Source organism: Spirochaetota bacterium, from assembly GCA_026414805.1.
In the GTDB taxonomy this organism is placed as follows: domain Bacteria; phylum Spirochaetota; class UBA4802; order UBA4802; family UB4802; genus UBA4802.
In genome coordinates, this window is record JAOAIH010000024.1 from 1 (window position 1) to 17,995 (window position 17,995).

17 protein-coding genes are annotated in these 17,995 nt (G+C 38.3%); 6 read left to right on the forward strand and 11 right to left on the reverse strand.

Features of this window, described 5'->3' with window-relative positions; translation table 11 throughout:
• The 7 genes from N3F66_06580 to N3F66_06610 form a co-directional block, all read right to left on the reverse strand.
• Positions 1–585: hypothetical protein (locus tag N3F66_06580; GenBank protein MCX8123814.1), on the reverse strand; the 585-nt coding region annotated here is incomplete at its 3' end.
• 117 nt (positions 586–702) lie between these two features.
• Entirely contained in the window at positions 703–993 is a 291-nt protein-coding gene (locus tag N3F66_06585; GenBank protein MCX8123815.1) for a hypothetical protein, read from the reverse strand.
• 49 nt (positions 994–1,042) lie between these two features.
• Positions 1,043–2,836 (reverse strand): putative glycoside hydrolase, encoded by a 1,794-nt coding sequence (locus tag N3F66_06590; GenBank protein ID MCX8123816.1) that lies wholly within the window; start codon positions 2,834–2,836, stop codon positions 1,043–1,045.
• The gene (locus N3F66_06595) at positions 2,817–4,499 is read right to left on the reverse strand and encodes a DEAD/DEAH box helicase (protein MCX8123817.1); all 1,683 of its coding nucleotides are present in this window, start codon (positions 4,497–4,499) and stop codon (positions 2,817–2,819) included. The genes N3F66_06590 and N3F66_06595 overlap by 20 nt, the downstream gene beginning before the upstream one ends.
• A 3-nt stretch (positions 4,500–4,502) precedes the next feature.
• Positions 4,503–4,934 (reverse strand): hypothetical protein, encoded by a 432-nt coding sequence (locus N3F66_06600; protein MCX8123818.1) that lies wholly within the window; start codon positions 4,932–4,934, stop codon positions 4,503–4,505.
• A 259-nt stretch (positions 4,935–5,193) separates the two neighbouring features.
• Positions 5,194–6,579, reverse strand: a complete 1,386-nt coding sequence (locus N3F66_06605; GenBank protein MCX8123819.1) for an MFS transporter — start codon at positions 6,577–6,579, stop codon at positions 5,194–5,196.
• A gap of 349 nt (positions 6,580–6,928) precedes the next feature.
• Positions 6,929–9,040: an acetate--CoA ligase family protein gene (locus N3F66_06610; protein MCX8123820.1), complete on the reverse strand. Its 2,112-nt coding sequence runs from the start codon at positions 9,038–9,040 to the stop codon at positions 6,929–6,931.
• A 180-nt stretch (positions 9,041–9,220) separates the two neighbouring features.
• Between N3F66_06610 and N3F66_06615 the strand changes: the two genes are divergently transcribed.
• The 6 genes from N3F66_06615 (at position 9,221) to N3F66_06640 (ending at position 14,073) form a co-directional block, all read left to right on the forward strand.
• Complete coding sequence (locus tag N3F66_06615; protein ID MCX8123821.1) at positions 9,221–9,802, forward strand: TetR/AcrR family transcriptional regulator; 582 nt, start codon at positions 9,221–9,223, stop codon at positions 9,800–9,802.
• Positions 9,803–9,835: 33 nt separating this feature from the next.
• Positions 9,836–10,237, forward strand: coding sequence for an SCP2 sterol-binding domain-containing protein (locus tag N3F66_06620; GenBank protein ID MCX8123822.1), 402 nt, complete (start codon positions 9,836–9,838; stop codon positions 10,235–10,237).
• A 111-nt stretch (positions 10,238–10,348) separates the two neighbouring features.
• On the forward strand, positions 10,349–11,575 hold the full coding sequence (locus tag N3F66_06625; protein MCX8123823.1) for a M24 family metallopeptidase: 1,227 nt from the start codon (positions 10,349–10,351) through the stop codon (positions 11,573–11,575).
• Between the two features lie 3 nt (positions 11,576–11,578).
• Entirely contained in the window at positions 11,579–11,995 is a 417-nt protein-coding gene (locus tag N3F66_06630) for a secondary thiamine-phosphate synthase enzyme YjbQ (protein ID MCX8123824.1), read from the forward strand.
• Positions 11,996–12,329: 334 nt separating this feature from the next.
• Complete coding sequence (gene prxU / locus N3F66_06635; protein ID MCX8123825.1) at positions 12,330–13,043, forward strand: thioredoxin-dependent peroxiredoxin; 714 nt, start codon at positions 12,330–12,332, stop codon at positions 13,041–13,043.
• 88 nt (positions 13,044–13,131) lie between these two features.
• On the forward strand, positions 13,132–14,073 hold the full coding sequence (locus N3F66_06640) for a histone deacetylase (protein MCX8123826.1): 942 nt from the start codon (positions 13,132–13,134) through the stop codon (positions 14,071–14,073).
• Here the strand turns inward: N3F66_06640 and N3F66_06645 are convergent, their stop codons facing one another.
• The 4 genes from N3F66_06645 to N3F66_06660 all read right to left on the reverse strand — a co-directional run.
• Entirely contained in the window at positions 14,074–15,144 is a 1,071-nt protein-coding gene (locus N3F66_06645) for a CapA family protein (GenBank protein ID MCX8123827.1), read from the reverse strand.
• Between the two features lie 4 nt (positions 15,145–15,148).
• Positions 15,149–15,832: a glycosyltransferase gene (locus tag N3F66_06650; protein MCX8123828.1), complete on the reverse strand. Its 684-nt coding sequence runs from the start codon at positions 15,830–15,832 to the stop codon at positions 15,149–15,151.
• Complete coding sequence (larE, locus tag N3F66_06655) at positions 15,825–16,640, reverse strand: ATP-dependent sacrificial sulfur transferase LarE (GenBank protein MCX8123829.1); 816 nt, start codon at positions 16,638–16,640, stop codon at positions 15,825–15,827. The genes N3F66_06650 and larE overlap by 8 nt, the downstream gene beginning before the upstream one ends.
• A 52-nt stretch (positions 16,641–16,692) precedes the next feature.
• A partial coding sequence (locus N3F66_06660) for a hypothetical protein (protein MCX8123830.1) occupies positions 16,693–17,995 on the reverse strand: 1,303 nt, incomplete at its 5' end.

Below are 17,995 nucleotides of genomic sequence, written 5' to 3' on the forward strand. Positions count from 1 at the left end.
GGCACGAGTACGTGAGCCAAACCCAACGTAAAAAGCCATGTCATCGTTTTTGTCAATCTTACTATACGAATCTTCAAACTGGTTTTTTGTTAGGTTCCAGCCAAAGCGTGCCTGAAGGTCCAAATAGATGCCCTCTGCAATGGGAGCCATATATCCAGCAACACCGTTTACCCACAGGTCAACTTCACTATCAGGTTCAGGATAGATATCTGGTTGATACGAACTCATTAAATACCGTAGAGATAGCCCGGGACCAATATAAAATCCGCCAGGAGCAAGGAATTTCAAGGTAACCATGGGGCTCAAGAAACCATAATCGTATGCTTTATCTTCGGTCCAAGACAGATACGCATATTCAAGCGAAAATCCCAAAAGCATCCCGCCTAAATTGAGATTGTACTCACCTTCTATTGCTACACCATTTAATTTAATATCCGTCGCATTGGGAGCATCTGGTTTTAAAGTATTCCACTGATAGCCAACACGCAAAAATGCTACATCATCGGTCATCTCCTGTGCCTTAAGCCCTGTGGTCATACACGCTACAGCTACAACAAGAACACATAACGCTAATTTTTTAAACATCGTGAAACCTCCTTACAAATGTAATTTTTTGTTATTTTACTTTGTAAAACAAAGGCATTTAATTATTTTCATGATATATATGTATATTTAATAAAAAAAGCAAGCGTTATTTTGCATTTATGCGATGGCATCAAAAAAAGTGCCGGGGATAACTACCGAAATGCTTTTCTGTAGATGGGCTGTACCAGTGTATAAAGGCTGTGGATTTTCTTTTACCTGCGATAGCAACCGCGCATGCTCATCGGGAGTGGGCTTTATGTACTGAATGTTATTCTCAAGCCTGCGTGCAACGCCTTTTACCGGTGTAATGCGCAGATCATCATATACCGGCCACACCATCACCGTGCGTGCAGGCTTAGTGTGAGTTTGCGGTAACGTTATAATTGATAAACCATCAGAGATCCTCATGTAGCCATTATCGGCCAAAATAATGAAAATGTTGAGTTAATAAAACAATTTATTTCATTTTTATAACCCCATAATCCCTTCCTGCGTTCCACCATAAATAACCTTCCACCCCTGCATCCACGCATGCCTGTATCTGCTTTTGTATGTACACATACCCCCATCTTGGCGAAAGCATATCAAACGCTTGCAAATATGGGCGCACGATAGCCTGTGAGTTCATAGTTGCCCTACGCACACTTTCAAAAACTATTGCATAATATCCGTGTGCATCAACTATCCCACCAAAAAATTTCCTGCCATAGTGCGAAGGGTACACCATGGGACACACCACATCCACAACCGATGTCATGGCTTCAATATCCTGACCCAACCACTGCCCAAACTCATACCACACGGTAAAACCATACACATCCACACTTACGGGAATCCTCAGCATCTCTTTTGCTCTGCTACAAAATGCAGCAATAGCCTCATACTTATAAATGCCATTATCAGGCTTGTAAGAAAACATACAGCGGTGTACCGGCCCATCAGTAGGGAAGCGGATATAATCAAACTGAACCTCATCAAAGCCAGCAGCTTGTGCTTGCTTGGCAATAGAAATATTATACTGGTGCACAAACTCTGCATACTGGTCAACCCAGTATTCCTTTGGATTTCCGCGCCATGGTGCCTTTGTTGCGCTGTCCTTTATTGCATATTTGTTATTAAAGGCTTTGAATAATTTTTCATCCTTGAATACTACCATACGTGCTATAGCTTTAATATTGTGTGCATGCAGATACCTGCACACCTCCTCTGCGGGCAGTCCCTTTCGTAGGGCACCAATAGAGGCAGCCGTTTCATCATTGACATATACATACCCATAGTCATCCTTTATATCAATCACCAGTGCATTGTATTGTGTTTTCTTTGCAAATGCCACTAGCTCTTTTATATCCTTCCATGATGATGGTGCACCTGCGTACAATCCGCGTATGCTGTCTTTTTTTTGCACAAATTTTTTTACAAATATGGTATCAGTACCACTAGTAAGCAGCGCACACGTACCATCTATTGGCGATAGCTCATAGTATTGCCTATTTTGCCCTGCAAGTGTCACCACTACATTATTGTCCACCACAGACACCGTGCCACCGGCAATGGCTCCACCACGCAGATGTGTCAATTGCCCACTATAGTGCTGTGTCCAAGTTTTGTTGTTATAGCTATACACCTGGTTTGTGTAAGCGGTAATACAAAACTCTGGAGTTATCCTGTAGACTTCCTCAATAAAGGCAACATTGTCAGAATATTTTCGGCTAGGAAGCCCATTGCTGATATTCACAAAACGATTTCCATTATATTGATATACACCATTCCATGAAGTGCCTACAAGCAGGTTCTTGCCTTTTGCATATAATGCTGTGATACACGCATTAGCAGGAAGCCCTGAAAGCGCAATGGCATTCCAGCTTCTTCCTCCATCGCAGGAACAGTAGAGGGTATATTTTGTAGCTACATACAATGTTGCAGGGTCCGCACTATCAACGCAAAATGCTGATATGCTGCGGTAGTATGGTAAAAGCCCGTTCAATGACCGCATGCGAGCATCCTGTGGGGTAATGTTATTAAAGGAGCTATCGCCACTACTTAGTTTAAATAGTCCATGCTTTTGAGTAGTGATATACAGAGTAGCTCCATGAAGCTGTATATCTTTTATAATTATATTTTTTGGCAGGCCATGATGATAGGGCTTCCCTTTATAATACACAGTGCCATCTTGGGCCTGATACACAAGCGGTTGCCATGCATAGGTATACGTTGTAACAAGTATGAAAACACTAAGCGCCAAATTTTTCATAAAACATGCTTTCATTCATTATGATGTAGGTGTAGCCCTGTTCCGTTAAGAAAAGCTGTCGATTGTGTGCAAAATTTTCTTCAACGGTGTGAGCAGTGATAAGCGAATAAAAATATGCAGTGTTATCGCCTGGTTTTGGACGAAGTATGCGCCCTAAGCGCTGTGCCTCCTCCTGGCGAGAGCCAAATGTCCCCGATACCTGAATGGCAACATTAGCATCAGGCAGGTCAATTGAAAAGTTTGCTACCTTTGACACAACAAGTCGCGTGATACGACCTTCTTTAAATTGACGATACAACTCTTCACGCTCTTTTACCGGTGTACTTCCAGTAATGATAGGATAGCCAAACTTTTGCTGTATTTTTTGTAGCTGGTCAATATATTGTCCTATAATAAGCACTCGGTCAGCAGGGTGCGCTTTCAGTAACTGTTCCACATAATGCATCTTCTTTTCATTTTCCGAGGCAATTCTAAATTTTTGCCTATCAGTTGCAACAGTGTATTGATACCGTAGGCTTTCGGGTAACTCTATGCGCACCTCAGTACAAATAGCTCGGGCAATCCAGTTACATTCCTCTAACATCTTCCAGGGCATATCAAACTTTTTTGGCCCAATGAGGCTAAAAACATCGGTTTCAAGGCCATCCTCACGCACCAGTGTAGCAGTAAGCCCTAACCTACGCTTTGACTGAATCTCTGCAGTCATTCTGAACACTGGCGCTGGCAACAGGTGCACCTCATCGTAAATAATCAATCCCCAGTTGTTGTGCGTAAAAAGACCAAAGTGCTTGAACTCATCCTCTTTTTTTCGCCTATAAGTTAAAATATTATATGTGGCGATAGTAACTGGTTTAATGTCCTTAATGTCGCCAGAATACTCACCAATCATGTCTGTGGTGAGTGTTGTTTTGTCTAAAAGCTCATCGATCCATTGACGCAGTGCAACCGTGTTGGTGACACATATTAATGTTTTTGTTTGATATAGATGCATAATCCCAATACCCACAATGGTCTTACCAGCACCGCAGGGTAATACCACAACCCCACTTCCACCTTCCACACTGCCTGATCGATAGAAGCTTTTAATAGCATCGTTTTGATAATCGCGAATCACAAATCGTGTGCCACTTTTGGTAATATCTCTCAACTCAAACGGGCATGGATCGCCATCAACATAGCCGGCTTTATCCTCTACGGGAAAGCCAATCTTTATCAGCGCCTGTTTTATATGCCCACGGCTGTTGGGCTTCACAATGATTTCGTACTCTGAAACCTGCCCATCAATAAATTTCTGAATCTGCTTGTGAGTAACTATCTCCCGTATAATATGTGCATCATCAGATTGCAGAATAAGGTTGTCATTCTTTTTTACCAGAGTAAGGAGCCCATAGCGGTCCATCTGTTCTTTGATGGTAGTGATAACTATAGACGGCACCGCATAGCGGGAATACTTTTCTATTCGCTCAAGGATCTCTTTTGTACATAATCCTGCTGACGCTGCGTTCCATAACGATAACGGTGTTATACGATATGTGTGGATGTGCTCAGGACTTTTTTCAAGCTCTGCAAAAGGCAGGATTGCATCCCTCACCTCTTCATACAATGGATTATCTACTTCAAGAAGCAGAGTGTTGTCACTCTGAACGATAAGTGGTTTTGTCATTGTTTACATTTGAGTTTGTAATATTTTACCAAGCAGTGTTAATTCTTTTTTAATCCTGCGTTTTAATATAGCTCGTATAAGCGGTGTAACAATAAAATATCGTAACGGCAGCTTAATGGTACACTCAACAGTTACTGTTGATGATATTCCATCATCCGCAATCCCATATTTGTATTCATAGTGTTTGAGTGCACCTTTTAGCATCTTGAGCTCACAATACTTATAGGGCACAGCAGTATATTTTAGCCGTAAGGGGAAATGTTTAAGGATAAAACGCACATCCACATCAATAAGCTGCAAGCCTTCCTCATCACGTGCTATGCGATAGCTCTGCACATCAGTCTTAATCCGTGCAAGCTTATTAATATGATTTATGGCAGAAAAAACATCCCCTGCTTTATTGGGATATGAGTGTGATTCTACTACTTTTACCATAAAACGTATTCTGTAACCTTAAAAAATGCAAAGAGTATTGTGGATAGTAGCAAAATATTTGTCAAATATTTAATTATTTTACAATGACCTCTCAAGGGAACCCCAGCCCCCTACAGAAAACTCATTGAGGTTTGCATAAGCGCTATAAGTATTGTTGCGCTATCTGTGTATATTTTTTTATTTTTCTAATTGAGGGTCACTGAGGCTCTCGAAGTGACCCCTTATATTGGATTGTATATTTTCAAATTTTATACTGCTTTTATTTTACTTTTTCTTTTGTAGCCAGTATTTCTAAAACCTTCTTTTCATCATACTTCACAAAAAGAATTAAACCGGCTACACAGAAAAAGAAAGCAACGATACATGTGATGCGCACACCTATATCGTTCTCAGGTGTTTTACCAAGTAGTATTAATGAAGGGAACATAAGTGCAGCAATCATCTGTCCCATCTTTGACATGAATGTCCGCGCTCCAAAGAAAATGCCAGCTTTAAAATTCCCTGTCTTTATTCCATCGGCTTCAGCAATATCGGCAATGATGGCATTGGGCAAAATCCCAAAAATTGCCAGTGGCAATGATGTCATAACAATCACTATCAAACCCTGAACATTTTTATCAAGAGGAAACCATCCTAACATTGCTGCAATAATATAAACCGAAGAATATAATACAAACGCAACGATCATTAATTTTTTCTTTCCAATCTTTTGTGCTATCAAATTAACCGGTACATAGAATAAAAAGCTCAATGCAAACAAAATAATCATGTACTGCGAATACACACTCTTATCTAACTGGAGCAATACTGTTACATAGTACACCAGACCTGTGGTAATAAATGTCAGCGCAACCCAGTATGCCAAATCCGAGAGGGTAAAGAACAAAAAGTTTTTGTTTTTAAATGCCGAGCGCAAAGCCTCAAACGTACTTTCGTCTGACACCTTTGATTCACAATAACGCCGTTCATCAATAAATACCACTGGCAGATACATAAGAACAAGCGACACTCCACCAAAAATTACCATAACAAGCTGAAATGCTTTTGTGGAACTGTAACCGTAGCTGTTCTCAAACAAAGACTGTAATGCCACTGCCTGCGAACCAATTGCAAAGCCAATTGCCCAGGTTATGGATATTAATGTACTTAAAAATAATCGCTCATTAGGGGTATGTCCCAATTCAGACAGCCATGCAAAAAAAGGTGTAACGTACATAGTCATAAACCAGTAAAACAATGTTATTACAACAAAAAGCCACACCGAATTCCACAGTGAAAGATTTCCTACTGGCGGCATAAATGCAAGCACTCCTAAAAGAGCAAAGGGGAAAGCACCAATGGCTAAAAATTTTCTCCTTCGTCCAAACGGCGAACGGGAACGATCCGACATTGTTGCAATGATGGGGTCAGTGACGGCATCCCACAGCCTTCCAAAGGCATAAATAATTCCAATAATTGTAAGCACACCTATGACATATCCCTGATATATATAGGCTGGGAATATAGCCTTATCGCCTGACTCAGGCGGAAGGTAAAAATATATTAATAAATTTCCAACACTGAATGAAGCCAGTGACCAGCCTAATTGTCCCAATGCATACATAATTTTTTTCCATAATGGCAATGTTTCAACGTTGTAATTCATTGTCTCCACCTCTTTGATATACAAATTGTCATGTTGAACTTAATTTATCTACTTTGCATCAACAAAACTCAATTGTAAAAATTTCCAAGTAGATACACTTTTTTAAAATTATTCTCTACAATTTTTTTCAAAAACTAATATTATATCGATAACGATATAAATATGTACAATAAAATCAACCTTTTTTTCACTTCACTTCATGTATTTTTACATGGCAAATTCTCAGAGTGTACAATTAAACATTTTTTAAATAACAGGGTACAAAATTTGGACTGTAATAAGTAAAAATAAAAACCCGCTTTGCTGTGCGCAGGCGGGTCAATGATTTCCACTTGCGAGAGCAATGTTGCTATGAGGCTGGGGATGCAACTTTTTGTTTGTGTAATAATATACGAGCATCAACTGCCATACACCCTTTTGGGTATACCATAATAGGGTTACATTCAATATCCTGAATTTCTTCTATATAAGTTATTGCATGGCCGAGTGTAACAATAACATCACTGAGTGATTGAGAATCAAGAGGTTCTTTACCCCTGAAGCCTTCAAACAGCCTGGCAGCTTTTAATTGATATATCATCTCTAATGCTTCCACCTTTGTAACAGGAGCAAGCCGTATGGCAACATCTTTAAACAATTCTACATATATACCACCCAGACCAACCATAACTATAGGACCAAAAACGGGGTCCTTTTTAGCTCCTATAAAAAATTCTGTTCCCCCTGGGGCCATTGTATGTACGTATATACCACCAAAAAGTGCATGTGGATTATACTCAAACAAAGATTGTTTCATATTTTTAAAAACATGTATAAGGTGTTCCTTATCCATAATATTGAGCTCAACACCTTCAACCTCGGTTTTATGGGAAGCATCCGGTGATACTATCTTGGCAGCAACAGGAAAAACAAATTCTGCTTTTTCAATTTCTTCAAGCGATTGTATCAATATCCCATTAACTATCGGCACTCCAATTGACCTGCAAAATTGAATGGCTTCATGTAACAATGGGTCCCTGTTTTCCTGTATAATAGTATCAAAATAATTATCATGTTTGGTAATTGTACTTAAAGTACTATCTATAACACCTCTGTGATCTCGCATTGTTTTCTTCTGATAGTAGTCAGCTGAAATAGCAAGTGCATGTGCAGCACTGTAGGGTGTGCTGAAAATTGGCATAGGATGATTCATATTAATATCGAGCATTTCCCTTGCATCAGAAATCATTGCTACCATGACTGGTTTGTTGTATTCTTTTACCAATCGTTCTACAGTATCAAGAAATGTGCGCGACATTTGGGCTTCATATTCTGACTGGTAAAGGTGATTGAACAAAATACCATCAACCTCATCCAGTTTTATTGTCTCTTCAACAATTTTGCCAAAAATAGTATAATCAAATATTTCTCCAAGATCCAATGGATTTTGATGTGCAATTACGCGTGTGTTATAAAGGCTACGGATTTTCTCAATATAGCTTTGCGGGAACGTAATAAGATTAAAATTATATTTGGCACATGCATCAGCAGAAATAACTGCATGACCTCCAGAGCGCGAAAGAACAGCAACATTTCTGCCTCGCATAGGTGGAAGCTGCATTGCTTTAACAGCTTTGATGACTTCTTCTTCATCTTCAGCTCGGATCACACCAGCTTGCGCAAACGCAGCATCTACCACCGCATCGCTTGCAGATAGCGCAGTTGTGTGTGACTGGGCAATTTTTGCACTCACAGGAGATCTATTTGATTTATGTACGATAATTGGTTTTTCTGATGCACGGGCAATTTCAAAAAACTTTCTCCCTCTATTAAAACCTTCTAAATAGCAAATAATGATTTTTGTCTTATCATCTTCATTTACAAAATAATTAAGGAAATCCACTTCATCCAACATCAACTTATTGCCAATACTCACAAATTTATTTATAAATATATGATTTTCCGGGAGAGCATGAAGATAGGTATTCCCAACTCCCCCACTTTGGGAAATCATTGAAACTTCACCAGCCACAATATCCTTACTGAAAAAGGCAAACGGCATGAACACCTTTTCTTCAAAATTAATTGTACCAATACAATTAGGACCAATAATTTTTATCCCATATTCATGTGCAATGGAAAGCACTTGTTGTTCCAATGATTGCTCAGTGTGCGAAAACTCACTAAAGCCTCCTGATTCAATAACAACATACCGTATGCCTTTTTCCCCACACTTTTTTATCTGTTCAGGCACCGTTTTTGCTGGGGTAATGATTATCGCAACATCGGGGATTTCAGGTAAATCCATAATATCCTTATATACTGGAATACCCTCTATTTGCCCTTCCTTGGTACTCACACCATACAGTTTCCCTTTAAACCCCTGCTTTACATTATTGATAAGTATTATTTTCCCCAAATTAATTTTTGTTAACGAAACTCCAACAACTACCATACTTTTAGGATAAAAAAAAGTTTTCATATCGACCTCATGCTTTTATCATACAATAATACATATATAACAATGTGTTATAGATATATTTTAATAGTCAAGATTTTTAACATTATTTATTTTATTTTTTAATGAATTTTATCATTGACATATTCTGGTATATATTATAAATGAACATTTAAACAAAATATTCATTTATTTAATAATGATATGAAGAAGAAAGAAAACTCTGAAAAGATTTTTTCCGCTGCTTTGAAGGTTTTTGCACAATACGGGTATAAAAAGACAACTGTGGAAGATATTGCTAAAGAGCTCAATATGACCAAAGGCAATCTATATCTGTATGTTAACAATAAAAAAGACCTCTACCACAAGGCTGTTGAGTTTGCTCTACTTCGCTGGCAAAATTACGTAAGAGAAGCTATTCATAAAGAATCTGACCCCAGAAGTAAGTTTCTTACCATGTGCCACAAAGCGGTTGAATACCTTTCAATTGATGCTGATTTCCGAAATATTCTGGTACATGACCCGGACATATTTCCCATGTTCACTGATAAAGATCCCTATGAACGCATCAATAACAATTCCATAAATATGATTAAAACAATCTTAAAAGAAGGTATTGAAAAAGGGGTTTTCCGTTCTGTAAACATATCCGCTATGTCAAAGGCAATTTTTTCAATTTATAAAATGTTTATCATACGCATGTACATACGAAGTGAGGCAAAAGAGGTGCGTAAAATGTTTGAGCAAACACTGGACCTCATTACTCAGGGTTTGTTTAAACAATAGTTTAATAAATCATCTCATAGTAGGAGGTGGTATATGCCACAGGAATTATTATATTTAACACCCCAATGGCGTGATGAAGCCGAGCGGCGCCTTAAAAGCGAACTTACTCCTGAAAAAATGAACTTCATAACTTCATCAATGTCAAACATTTACCTGAACTGCCCTGGTGGAGGAAGTAAGTATTTATTCTTTAAATTTGCCGACGGCACATTAGACACCTTAGATTTGGGGGAAGGTGAGCCTCCAGAAGCCGAATTTAGAATTACTGGTGATTATCAGACATTTGCAATGATCTCACGTGCTGAGTTAGGGTCACAGAAGGCACTTATGACAGGAAAATTAAAATTAAAAGGGAATATGGTAAAAGCATTAAAATTGGCAGCCATAGCAGACAGATTGAACAGGGTATTATCGCAAATACCTGCTAAGTATTAATGTTTTACAAACAACTATCCTTAACATGATTTCAGGATCTCAGTATAAATTTAGATCCAGTATCAGGCAGGAGCACTGTTGATACAATATATATTATTCGGAGGAATGACTATGACATCACGATTGGAAAATAAAGGACCGTATTATATTGACTTTCCGGGTCGAATCAAAACTATTCAACAGGAAATGGCAAAGGAAAATATTGACGTATATTTAGGTTTACGACTACGTACATTGTCATGGACACTTGATGCATTTTGCCCATGGAGAAGTTTTGTTGTAATACCACAGGAAGGCATGCCTGCAGCGTTTACGTTTGTTATTGATGCCGCACGTGTTGCCGATGAATCATGGCTTGATGAAGATCACGTCTTTGGATTTGTGCCAATGGGAGGACAGGATCAGATTGAACTTATTGCTGATTATATCAATGACCTGTTAAAAAATAAGAAGGGAAGAATCGGTGTAGAAAACGGGATGTCCAATTATCTGCCAGAAGGCAACCTCACACATTATGAATATGAACGCTTTAAAGATGCACTGCCTGATTGTGAATTTGTAGATGCATATACTATAATTGACAAATTATCCATGATAAAAGATGAAGGGACCATTAACAGATTCCGCGAAGCATCCCGTATTGTGGATGTTGGACACAAGGTTGTGTATGAAGCCATACGCAATGGTGGGTGGAAAGGTATGACCGAAACTGAAATAGCCGGTATTGCTGCCTATGCCATGCGCAAGGAAGGCAGTGAGTGGGAATGGAGTTATACTGGTGGCAACGAAATCGCATCTGGGTACAGGACAGGACTTGCCGGGGGAGCATGTACTCCTGCAACCCGCAAAAAATTGCAAGCAAGCGAACCCCTGATGGTTGACATTCATGCAATGTTCATGTTAGGTCTGGGGGATCATTCCCATAACTATCTCATAGCTCCTGTAACTGACCGGCAACGCTGGCATGCACAAAATTTTCTTGATATTGTCAACCTTACACTGAAAACTTATAGAGCCGGAATAACTCCTTCACTGTTAGCTGAACAGATGATGGCTTTTGCAGAAGAGCGCGGCTTTGCTGATTATATGGTGCCAGGTTTTGAACACGGCATTGGCATGATGGGCGATGAATGGCGTATTGGAATAAATGACGGCCCATTCCCGTTTTGGACAAATCCTGACCATGTATACCAGGAAAATGAACTATTAATCTGCGCCATGCAGTATGCTTGTCCACAAGACAACATGGGATTCAGATATGAAAATCCGATTGTCATTCATAAAAATGGTTGTGAGCCTTTATCTACATACCCATTGACTATTGATGAAATTGAATAGAGTATGGCAGCTATCACCAATTATATAACTATTACAACAAAGGGCCAGGGTGATATTATTGATATCACCCCGGATGCTAAAGCGATAGTTACTAATAATAAAATCCAGGATGGCTTACTGTGTCTTTTTATACCGGGATCCACTGCAGCCATCACCACCATTGAGTTTGAACCGGGATTACAAAAAGACATTAATATTTTTTTAGAAAAAATCATTCCACGCAATGCACACTACCATCATCATGACACCTGGCATGATGATAACGGTTCATCTCACCTGAGGGCATCCATGATTGGGCCATCTATCACTGTACCCATAGTTGATGGAACATTAACATTAGGAACATGGCAACAGATAGTTGTCATAGAATGCGATACTCGTAAAAGAAATAGAAAAATAGTGGCACAGATTGTATATTGATTACAATTGATTTATTTAATTCTCCTAAGAAAATATCACATGTAGTTACCATGTCTAATACTATTAAGATCAGGATGTGCTTTTAAAGCCTGCTTTATTCCAAAAAGTCTTTATTATTTGTATGATTATAGATTTGCGTCCATCCTCTATCAGAAATTATGTCATTGCAAGCTGTAAAAATTGTATTGCAATGATAGCTAATTTATATCAATATTTGAGACAACTCTTTCGATTTTTTAATACTCTCTGTATATTAACTTGACTTATTCATATTTCTTATTATAATGTTTTTAATTATGTGATTATTACAATTTCATTTGTTAGGAGGTATACCATGCCAGAAGACTTTAAACCTGGGTGTACACGTCCCTCCACGACATCTCCACAGGACATCCAAATCCAAGAACAACAAATTTTATCAAAAAAGGAGGAACATACTATGATTCAGGTTGGCCAGAAAGCTCCCGATTTTTCGCTTCCTGCATATTTTAAAGGGAAATTTGTAGAAGTAAAATTATCAGAGTATTTTGGAAAATGGGTAGTACTATGCTTTTACCCAGGTGATTTCACATTTGTCTGAGCAACTGAGGTTTCTGCGGTCGCAGAAAAATATCCCGAATTTCAAAAATTAGGTGTTGAAGTACTATCAGCAAGTGTGGACAGCGTGTTTGTGCACAAAATGTGGAATGATATAGAATTATCAAAAATGGTGAAAGGTGGGATACCATTTCCAATGCTTTCTGATGCTGGTGGTAAAGTTGGTACTTTGTACGGCGTGTATAACAGTACTGCTGGTATTGAAAATCGTGGAAGATTTTTAATTGATCCGGATGGCATAATTGTTGGCTATGAAGTCCTTACACCACCCGTTGGCCGTAATGTACTTGAAACAATTCGCCAGATACAGGCTTTTCAGTTAGTACGCGAAAGCAAGGGAACACAGGCCACCCCATCCGGCTGGAAGCCAGGCAAGGACACCTTAAAGCCAGGGCCTGATCTGGTAGGGAAAGTTTGGGAAGTTTGGACAGTAGATAAAGCGTTTGATTAGTTTTAAAAATACTTGATTTTTTCAAATATATTACAATATTATTAAATAGTTTGTATTTGTTAATTAAACTATCAAACATTTGATAATTATGAGTTATACAGCATATTGCTTCCACCCTCATTACTTGCATCACAAAACAGGGGATTCTCATCCTGAATCCCCTAAGCGCCTTGAAATACTGGACAAATATATACGCAATAACAATAACTATTCATCACTGTTATATGTACCCCCACGAAAAGCTAACCCTGATGTTTTATTCTATGCTCATGATCCTGAGTATGTAGCAACGATAGCTAATGCAAAATCAAACGGAATTACCTGCATTGACGGTTATGATACGGTTATCTGCGATGAAACTTATGATGTATCATTATGGGCTATTGGTGGAATATTAGAAGTTTGTGACTATATTCTTGCCGGCGAAGCAACTAACGGTTTTTGTGCTATACGTCCACCCGGCCATCATGCAGAAATTGCTCAAGCAATGGGATTCTGCATTTTTAACAACGTTGCAATCGCTGCCCGCTATCTCCAGTATAACTATACCATAAGTAAAATTGCTATCATTGATTGGGACGCTCACCATGGCAATGGCACTCAGCATATTTTTGAAGCTGACCCCTCTGTCTTTTACATAAGCCTGCACCAATTCCCATTCTATCCAGGCACAGGCAGAGTGGATGAAATAGGAATTGGCCCTGGATACGGCTATACGCTGAATATACCTATGAATCCTGGAAGTGGCGACAAAATATATAAAAGTGCTTTCAGTGAGATAATACTCCCAGCACTTGAACGATTCCAGCCTGAATTCATTCTTATTTCAGCAGGGTTTGATGCCCATAAAAGCGACCCTCTTTCATCTCTCAATCTTTCAAGTGGAGCATATTATATCTTTACTCAAATGCTTATGGGAGTAGCTTCACAGTATGCTAATAACAGGATTGTGGTAGTTCTTGAAGGCGGGTATGAAATACAGTCAATGATAGAAAGCGTAGATTATGTACTGAAAGCTTTAATGGAATAATTACCTGAAAATAAATTCAAGGTATTGATGGTGTTTTGTGCTCCTTTCTGTGAAAATAATTCCTAACGGTTTAGAAATTTCAATAATATGGTCAAACACCTGTGATGCCTGAACGCCCTCAAGCACTTCTGGCTGTATAATAGCATCATTGAATCTCCCTTTGATTACATATATCTGCATTTTTATCATCTTACCCTTTTCTGACATATAAAAAGCACATGCAATATTATCGTTAATCCCCTCATGCATTGAACCAAAAAGAAAATTGCCTAACGAATATACAACTGGTTTGTTTTTATAAATTTCAATACCCTGATATACGTGTGGATGGTGCCCAATAATAGCATCTGCACCTGCATCAATCAGAGCATGTGCCATATCAATCTGCTTTGATGAAGGATAGTAAAAATACTCATTACCCCAATGAATGTTAACAATGACACTATCGCAAAAACGATATTTCCTGATATCGTCCTTTGCTTTTTCTAAATCAAAGAAATTAACACCCGGAGTATCCTTTGCAATCATCTCCTTTGAGCAGATCTGTGTATAACATAAAACTGCAATTCGTATTGAGCCAAATGTATGCATAACAGGCAATGAAGCAGTAGTTGTATTACTCCCAGCACCAGCATATTGAATGTGTGCTTTTGAAAGCCAGGTTATAGTGTCAAGCAACCCCGTAACGCCATAATCAAGCATGTGATTGTTTGCCAGAGTAACGGCAGAAATCCCTGCTTTTGCCAAAACAAATGCAATACCCGTTGTTGCTTTAAAAATATATTTTTGACTTACATGGCTCTCATTACTGTGTGTAAGAGGTGATTCAAGGTTAGCCATAACAAAATCAAATGTTTTTAAAAAATGCTCAATTTTTTTCAAAGGATAATCCATACCATGATACTGCATTGTATCCTTAACTGCCCATTCAAACATCATATCGCCAACAAAAAGAATGCTGTGATCAGTCAAAGTGGCTGTATTATCTTTAGGCACTCGTTCCTCAGGTGCCATACATAACAGTTCAAAAGCACAAACTATTAGTACTAATATAATCACTTGATTTTTCACTGTATCAATGCCCCTGTTTTGTATATGGGTAAAGATAGAGCTCGCCTGTGATAAAATCCTTTATACCACCCACAGCAACAATATCTTCCAGATGAGATATCAACTCTTTTTCAGGATACTCACAGTCAAACTCCTTTATTTTCAACTTGAAATGTGCAGCCTGTATCAATATTTGTATCAATGCAACATCAGAAAATTCGGTTATCTCAAACAAGTCAGCATGTTGCATGGATATCCCTTTTATTGGTGAAAACGGGTCCATTATATAAAGTCCAGTCTGCTGATTAAAGTAATCCACAATATCTTTATAATTATTGTTTCCACCATACAATTGTGTTGCAACCCTGTTTCCAGAAATTATATCTGCCTGCTGTAGATATTGCAGATATCCTGCAATAGTGCGCCAATCACTGAAAGCTTCAATAGGCAACACAAACAATGAACTCAGCGAATAATCTCGTGCATACGTCAGAGCGCTCATCAACGCACCACCATAACCAAGAGCCTCCTCATGCATAACAAAGTGAACATCCATATCTGCAACAATTGATGGCGACTGATCATTTGAACCATCATCAATAATAAGCGGCATCACATGAGCAAAGGGGCAAGCTACAATGGCATCTAATTTTTTACGTACTATTTCCTGGTTATTCCTCACAACAACTGCTACTAGCACATCACTCATGGTGTAACATCCTGTTTAAATTTCCTGATTTAAATCCTTCTAAATCAATTGTTACATATAAAAATCCTAACTTTTTACAAAATGCAATGATTTTATGGCGTATTTCTGGATCAATTATTCTTTGAATTTCATCTTGGAGCACTTCAATACGTGCAATGGGATAATGATATCTCACCCGTACACCTTCAAATCCTAAAGAGACTATAAAATCCTCAGCCTTTTGTATAACACCAAGTATATCATGAGTAATAATCGTTTTATAGGGAATACGGGTAGCCAAACATGAATTTGAAGTTTTAAGGTAAGGAATGTTCAATTGCTGTAATCCAGAAATAATATCGGTCTTGTCAATCCCTGCATCAATAAGTGGGGAATAAATACTCAATTCTTCACATGCCTTTCTTCCCGGCCTGAAATCATTCACATCTGATACATTTCCTGCCTCAACAACTTTCTTAAAACTATTGAGGCGTGCACACTCTTGTATCTTTTTGAATATAGCCTTCTTACAATAATAACATCGGTCTTCATTATTAGTAACTATCTCCTTAATTCCCATAACCGAAATTTCAATTTCAAAATAGCGTATCCCCATCTTCATTGCAAAGCTGCGTGCACGTTGTGTTTCACTAGCAATGGTAAATTCGCTTATGCAATGTATACAGCAAAAATCCATGCCCAAATATCTGGAGATAGCAGCTAAAAACGTTGAATCATTGCCTCCAGAATACGCAATTGCGTATGGCTGGATAGGCTCCAAAAATTTTTGCAATTTATCTATCTTTGGTGTATCCATAACTTGTTTCACAATCCCTCACAGTACGTATACGATTGTAGCACAGTTCATGGTAAAATAAAATTTAAAACCACACCGATGCGCTCAACTCACCTAAAGTTTGTTTTTGAGGATGCATTTGCCATACTAATCGTGCTGATAGCTTACAGGATGAATTAGAGTAACGTAGACGTTCAACAATAAAAAAAGAAGATGTAGCGATAGCTTCCGACATGATACTGGTGTGGGGAAGCGGAAGCAGAGCAATATAAATCTTTTCGTCCTTTGTGTGAGCATAGATTGCACCACAATCGTTTTGCAACCGGCCAAACTTGAACCCCATACCTGATGCCAGATACCATGCTGTTGCATTACCCTGATAAAGCCCACATTTTAAATGCAGTGATGCATTTTGTGTTATTCCCCATACTACTTTTTGCTGTAAACGTGATACTCTGTCTTCCATCCCATCTTTATAGAACAATGCATTGCGGTAATCTGTTTTTATAACAAAACTATTGTTTTTATATGCAATAGTTACGGAATGGATTCGTTTATGAGGGTATTCAGCATAATATTGCGAAGGCAAAAGATTATTCTGATCAATATATGCCCATCTGAACGTTACTTTTTTTGCTGGTTTCAATTTTACTGAATAATAGTAAATATCTCGTGGCGAATTGCTCCCAAACGTATTGCTAAAAGGTGCATAAAAGTATTTATCAGATTTCTGCATAATGCCACTTGCACTAAAAATTTTGCCTGTCACACTCATACCCCAATAATACGCATTGGTATACTTATTTTCAGAATCACCTTCATTGTTCATCACTACCTGTGAGATAGCATACTCCATAAAAAGCTTTATCTTTTTATCCTGGTATTGCATATAAAGACTATAACCGCCAAATGATTCAATTGCAGCATTATTTTGCAAGCTGGTGTCAAACAAAAGCCGAGCATTTTCATGGTACACACTGGTTGCATAATAGCATCCCTGGAGAGTAAAAAAATTACCAGGTTTTACTATTGCGCGCGCAAAATGGGTTATTACCTGCACTGGCTCAATATTTTGTCCATCCTTTTGATAGTGCGATAACAAACCGTGTATACTGTAGGGATATATTGTTTTTTGTATATCAGCACTGGTTACAAAACATTCTTTATTTGAAATTCCTGCATCCAGTCTGATAGTGGATATATCTTTTACATCATATAATGATGCAACAATTCCATACATAGCATACTGTGGATTACCGCTTCTACATAAGGAAAGAAATGAGTCTTCTTTTTGCCTGTTTATAGAATAGGGATCGGGATTATATGCAGCACTCTTCCCTAATAATAAACCAGCAGCATGATGTAAAAAATAATATCCTCCAGCAACT

Excerpts from the sequence above, each read along its gene's own strand:
- N3F66_06595 (MCX8123817.1), bottom strand. The coding sequence starts at position 4,499 with ATGACAAAACCACTTATCGTTCAGAGTGACAACACTCTGCTTCTTGAA.
- N3F66_06625 (MCX8123823.1), top strand. The coding sequence starts at position 10,349 with ATGACATCACGATTGGAAAATAAAGGACCGTATTATATTGACTTTCCG.
- N3F66_06650 (MCX8123828.1), bottom strand. The coding sequence starts at position 15,832 with ATGAGTGATGTGCTAGTAGCAGTTGTTGTGAGGAATAACCAGGAAATA.
- N3F66_06610 (MCX8123820.1), bottom strand. The coding sequence starts at position 9,040 with ATGAAAACTTTTTTTTATCCTAAAAGTATGGTAGTTGTTGGAGTTTCG.
- N3F66_06590 (MCX8123816.1), bottom strand. The coding sequence starts at position 2,836 with ATGAAAAATTTGGCGCTTAGTGTTTTCATACTTGTTACAACGTATACC.
- N3F66_06615 (MCX8123821.1), top strand. The coding sequence starts at position 9,221 with ATGAAGAAGAAAGAAAACTCTGAAAAGATTTTTTCCGCTGCTTTGAAG.
- N3F66_06630 (MCX8123824.1), top strand. The coding sequence starts at position 11,579 with ATGGCAGCTATCACCAATTATATAACTATTACAACAAAGGGCCAGGGT.
- N3F66_06640 (MCX8123826.1), top strand. The coding sequence starts at position 13,132 with ATGAGTTATACAGCATATTGCTTCCACCCTCATTACTTGCATCACAAA.
- N3F66_06605 (MCX8123819.1), bottom strand. The coding sequence starts at position 6,579 with ATGAATTACAACGTTGAAACATTGCCATTATGGAAAAAAATTATGTAT.
- N3F66_06600 (MCX8123818.1), bottom strand. The coding sequence starts at position 4,934 with ATGGTAAAAGTAGTAGAATCACACTCATATCCCAATAAAGCAGGGGAT.
- N3F66_06585 (MCX8123815.1), bottom strand. The coding sequence starts at position 993 with ATGAGGATCTCTGATGGTTTATCAATTATAACGTTACCGCAAACTCAC.
- N3F66_06620 (MCX8123822.1), top strand. The coding sequence starts at position 9,836 with ATGCCACAGGAATTATTATATTTAACACCCCAATGGCGTGATGAAGCC.